The organism is Pseudomonas sp. P5_B2 (assembly GCF_056400445.1).
In genome coordinates this window covers 1-4688 of the sequence record NZ_JBFULH010000324.1, presented here as the reverse complement: position 1 = coordinate 4688, position 4688 = coordinate 1, and the positions used below count along the sequence as shown (strand labels likewise).

Annotated in this window: 6 protein-coding genes; 4 read left to right on the top strand and 2 right to left on the bottom strand. The window is 59.3% G+C overall.

The genetic code is table 11. The features are described from left to right. From AC1DRJ_RS19510 to AC1DRJ_RS19495, 4 genes are all read left to right on the top strand, one after another. Nucleotides 1–1203: CynX/NimT family MFS transporter (locus AC1DRJ_RS19510; RefSeq protein ID WP_477803589.1), on the top strand; the 1203-nt coding region annotated here is incomplete at its 5' end. A gap of 115 nt (nt 1204–1318) precedes the next feature. Then, a complete protein-coding gene (locus AC1DRJ_RS19505) occupies nt 1319–1789 on the top strand; it encodes a nuclear transport factor 2 family protein (protein WP_477803588.1) in 471 nt (156 codons plus the stop codon). A 39-nt stretch (nt 1790–1828) separates the two neighbouring features. Next, on the top strand, nt 1829–2149 hold the full coding sequence (locus AC1DRJ_RS19500; protein WP_477803587.1) for a GIY-YIG nuclease family protein: 321 nt from the start codon (nt 1829–1831) through the stop codon (nt 2147–2149). 88 nt (nt 2150–2237) lie between these two features. Next, complete coding sequence (locus AC1DRJ_RS19495; protein ID WP_477803586.1) at nt 2238–3173, top strand: glutathione S-transferase family protein; 936 nt, start codon at nt 2238–2240, stop codon at nt 3171–3173. 130 nt (nt 3174–3303) lie between these two features. On the opposite strand, the gene AC1DRJ_RS19490 is transcribed toward AC1DRJ_RS19495, so the two are convergent. After that, nucleotides 3304–3654 carry a glutaredoxin family protein gene (locus AC1DRJ_RS19490; protein ID WP_477803585.1) on the bottom strand — a complete coding sequence of 117 codons (351 nt, stop codon included), beginning with the start codon at nt 3652–3654 and terminating at the stop codon, nt 3304–3306. Further along, entirely contained in the window at nt 3654–4658 is a 1005-nt protein-coding gene (yejK, locus tag AC1DRJ_RS19485) for a nucleoid-associated protein YejK (protein WP_007944833.1), read from the bottom strand. The genes AC1DRJ_RS19490 and yejK overlap by 1 nt, the downstream gene beginning before the upstream one ends. Between the last annotated feature and the right edge of the window lie 30 nt (nt 4659–4688).

Below are 4688 nucleotides of genomic sequence, written 5' to 3'. Positions count from 1 at the left end.
GAACAGGTCCAGCAAAGCCACCCGATCCTGCGTCGGCCTTGGCTGTTGTTGCTGGGCTTGATTCTGGTGGCGTTGAACCTGCGCCCGGCGCTGTCGAGCATGGCGCCGATGCTCAGCGAGATCTCGAAGACCCTCGGTCTGTCGGCTGCGCAAGCCGGTTTGCTGACGACCTTGCCGGTGTTGTGTCTCGGCTTGTTCGCGCCCTTGGCGCCCGTACTGGCGCGCCGTTTTGGCGCAGAGCGGGTGGTGTTGGGGATTTTGCTTACGCTGGCGGGCGGGATCATTTTACGTAGCTCGTTTGGCGAGATTGGCTTGTTTGCCGGTAGCGTGCTGGCGGGCGCGAGCATCGGTGTGATCGGTGTGTTGTTGCCGGGCATCGTCAAGCGCGACTTCCCGAAACAGGCCGGCACCATGACCGGTGTCTACACCATGGCATTGTGTTTGGGCGCTGCGATGGCCGCCGGTGCAACCGTGCCGTTGAGTGAGCATTTCGACAAGAGCTGGACTATGGGCCTGGGCTTCTGGGTGCTGCCGGCGCTGGTCGCGGCGATCTTCTGGCTGCCGCAAGTGGGTGGACAAAAGCACGGCACGCATAACGTCGCGTACCGCGTTCGCGGATTGTTGCGAGATCCGCTGGCCTGGCAAGTGACCTTGTACATGGGCCTGCAATCGTCCCTGGCCTACATCGTATTTGGCTGGTTGCCGTCGATCCTGATTGGTCGCGGTCTGACACCGACTCAGGCTGGTCTGGTGTTGTCCGGTTCGGTGATCGTCCAGTTGGCCAGTTCACTTGTTGCGCCTTGGCTGGCGACACGCGGCAAGGATCAGCGGCTGGCCATTGTCGTGGTCATGGTGTTGACCCTCGGCGGGCTGTTCGGCTGTCTTTATGCGCCGATTGAAGGCCTGTGGGGTTGGGCGATTCTGCTCGGGCTGGGGCAGGGCGCTACGTTCAGTCTGGCGTTGACCCTGATCGTGCTGCGTTCGCGGGACTCGCATGTCGCGGCCAACCTCTCGAGCATGGCTCAGGGCTTCGGCTACACGCTGGCATCGATGGGGCCTTTTGCGGTCGGTATCGTGCATGACTTGACCGGGGGCTGGACGGCGGTGGGCTGGATTTTCGGTGTGATAGGCCTCGGYGCAATCGTTGCTGGTCTCGGCGCTGGACGATCGCTGTATGTTCAAGTCGAAAGCGAAAAGGTCTGATGCCTCCCGCACTGTCGGTATTCGGCCCACGAATGCCGATAGTGTTTCGCACCGTTGCAGACTATCGTGCAAGCCATCTTACGAAGTCATTTTTGCAAGCACAGGGAGTCTGCCCATGAGTGATGCCCACAGCGCACTGATCACCCGGTTCTACCAAGCCTTCCAGCGTCTTGATGCCGAGGCCATGAGCGCTTGCTACACCGACGATGTGCTGTTCAGTGACCCGGCGTTTGGCGAACTGCGCGGACGCGACGCTGGCGACATGTGGCGCATGCTCACTACCCGCGCCAAGGATTTTTCCCTGACCTTCGATCATGTCCGGGCTGATGAACAAACGGGCGGCGCTCACTGGGTGGCGACCTACTTGTTCAGCCAGACCGGCAACACCGTGGTCAATGACATTCAGGCTCGTTTCGTATTTCGCGACGGCAAGATTTGCGAGCATCACGACAGCTTCGATCTGTGGACCTGGTCGCGGCAGGCACTAGGTTTCAAAGGGTGGATTCTGGGATGGACGCCCTTGGTCAGAAACGCCGTTCGCGCTCAGGCTCTGAAGGGGCTGAAGGCATTCCAGGCCAGTCGCTGATAAGATCGCGGCTTGTTTCCTACAAGCCTTGATCGTCACGTGAGCACCCTGAGCGAATCTTCCGAAATTGCCGCCGAAGCGGCGCTGCCCGTCAGCAAACCCTGGTTCGTCTACCTCGTGCGCGCGGCCAACGGCTCTCTCTACTGCGGAATCAGCGACGATCCCGTGCGCCGCTTCGCCACTCACCAGAGCGGCAAGGGTGCACGGTTTTTCCTCTCCAGCCCTGCCGTGGCGCTGGTCTACACCGAAGTCTGCCGCGACAAAGGTGAAGCGCTGCGTCAGGAGCGGCTGATCAAAAAACTCAAGAAAAGCGCCAAGGAATGCCTGGTCGCGAGTGCTGCTGCGGGCTTATCAACCTGACTGATAGGTGCCCATCAGGCAGATCTGTAGGCCGCTTGCCGATTGCGCGTTAAGCTGCGGATTCCTACACCGTGCGGCGGAGCCGAGCATGTCCGAGTTGATTCTTCATCATTACCCGACGTCCCCTTTTGCCGAAAAGGCTCGCCTGCTGTTGGGTTTCAAAGGGCTGTCCTGGCGTTCGGTGAAAATCTCGCCGGTGATGCCAAAACCCGATCTGACCGCGTTGACCGGTGGCTACCGAAAAACGCCAGTGTTGCAGATTGGCGCGGATATTTACTGCGACACGTCGCTGATTGCCCGTCGCCTTGAGCAGGAAAAAGCCTTGCCCGCGTTCTTCCCGGAAGGTCAGGAAATGATTGCCGCGACCTTCGCGGCCTGGGCTGATTCGGTGATGTTCCAGCATGCGGTCAGTCTGGTGTTTCAGCCGGAATCGATTGCTGTGCGTTTTGGCAATTTGCCGCCGGAGGCGATCAAGGCGTTCATTGCCGACCGCGCAGGCCTGTTCAGCGGTGGCAGCGCTACCAAGTTGTCCGCCGAGCAGGCGAAGCACCAATGGCCGACGATCATGGCGCGGCTGGAGCAACAACTGCAGCGCGAGCAGGGTGACTTCCTGTTTGGCGAGCCGTCGATTGCTGACTTCGCACTGGCCCATCCATTGTGGTTCCTGAAAGCGACGCCGGTGACTTCGCCGCTGGTTGATGCTTATCCGGCTGTTTCGGCCTGGTTTGGACGGGTGATGGGTTTCGGGCATGGTGCGTTCAGCGAGATGACGTCTGAAGAGGCACTGGAGGTGGCGCGTAATGCCACGCCAGCAGCGTTGCCGGATGAGCAATTTGGAGAACCGAATGGATTTGAACCCGGCCAACAGGTGGCGATCGCCGCGATTGATTACGGTGTAGATCCGGTGGTGGGTGAGTTGCTGTTCGCGGGCAGTGAAGAACTGATTCTGCGCCGTGAAGACGAGCGCGGCGGTGTGGTGCATGTGCATTTTCCGCGCTTTGGATTCCGCATCGAAAAACGCTGAACCCCCAAATCCCTGTGGTGAGGGGGCTTGCCCCCGTTGGACTGCGCAGCAGGCCTCGGTTTTTTAGTGCTAGGGGTGCCGCTTCGCGGCCCAACGGGGGCAAGCCCCCTCGCCACAAGGGTTGTATGAATTACTTCAGAGCTGCGAGGATAGCGTCCGGGTCATACCCGCGAATTAGCGTCCCGTTCACATCGATGATCGGAATCCCACCACCCCCCAAAAGCTCATATGCCTTACGCGCCTCGGCATCTTTCTCGATATCGAATTCCTTGTACGGAATGCCTTTCTGATCGAGAAAGCGCCGGGTCAGTTTGCAGTAGCCGCACCAGTCCGTCGCATAGAGCACGACGTTGGCCTTGGCCTGTGTCTGCTCCGACACCACTTGCGAAGGGTTGAACACCCGCTCGATCTTGCCCCAGTTCTGATAAACCACCACCACCAGCAAGATCAGCAGGAATTTCTTCAGGATGCCGTTCAGCATCAGTTGCGTCGCTTGAGCTGATCGGTCAACTGAGTCGGCAGGCCCTTGATGATCAGCGTGCCGGCTTCTTCGTCGTACTCGATCTTCGAGCCCAACAGGTGCGCCTCAAAGCTGATGGACAGGCCTTCCGCGCGGCCGGTGAAGCGGCGGAATTGATTCAGGGTGCGTTTGTCCGCCGGTATTTCCGGGGACAGGCCGTAATCCTTGTTGCGGATGTGATCGTAGAACGCTTTCGGGCGCTCTTCGTCGATCAATTCCGAGAGTTCTTCCAGGCCCATGGGCTCGCCGAGCTTGGCCTGGCTGCTGGCGTAATCCACCAGGGTTTTGGTTTTCTCGCGGGCGGACTCTTCCGGCAGGTCTTCGCTTTCAACGAAGTCGCTGAACGCCTTGAGCAGCGTGCGAGTTTCGCCGGGACCATCGACACCTTCCTGGCAGCCGATGAAGTCGCGGAAATACTCCGACACCTTTTTCCCGTTCTTGCCTTTAATGAACGAAATGTACTGCTTGGACTGTTTGTTGTTCTGCCACTCCGACACGTTTATCCGCGCCGCCAGGTGCAATTGGCCCAAGTCCAGATGGCGGGACGGGGTCACGTCCAGTTGATCGGTCACTGCAACGCCTTCACTGTGATGCAGGAGGGCGATCGCCAGGTAATCGGTCATACCTTGCTGGTAATGTGCGAACAGCACGTGGCCGCCCACTGAGAGGTTCGACTCTTCCATCAGCTTTTGCAGATGTTCCACCGCTACCCGGCTAAATGCCGTGAAGTCTTTGCCGCCCTCGAAGTATTCCTTCAACCAGCCACTGAACGGGTGCGCTCCGGACTCGGCATGGAAAAAACCCCAGGCTTTACCTTGTTTGGCGTTATAGCTCTCGTTGAGGTCGGCAAGCATGTTCTCGATGGCGCTCGACTCGGCCAGTTCGGAGTCGCGGGCGTGAAGAACTGCGGGCGTGCCGTCGGGTTTTTTGTCGATCAGGTGGACGATGCAATGACGGATCGGCATGGGCTTCTCGGCTGATTGAAGAGAGGAGGG

Coding starts and splice junctions, on each gene's coding strand:
- AC1DRJ_RS19505 (WP_477803588.1), top strand. CDS start 1,319: ATGAGTGATGCCCACAGCGCACTGATCACCCGGTTCTACCAAGCCTTC.
- AC1DRJ_RS19490 (WP_477803585.1), bottom strand. CDS start 3,654: ATGCTGAACGGCATCCTGAAGAAATTCCTGCTGATCTTGCTGGTGGTG.
- yejK (WP_007944833.1), bottom strand. CDS start 4,658: ATGCCGATCCGTCATTGCATCGTCCACCTGATCGACAAAAAACCCGAC.
- AC1DRJ_RS19495 (WP_477803586.1), top strand. CDS start 2,238: ATGTCCGAGTTGATTCTTCATCATTACCCGACGTCCCCTTTTGCCGAA.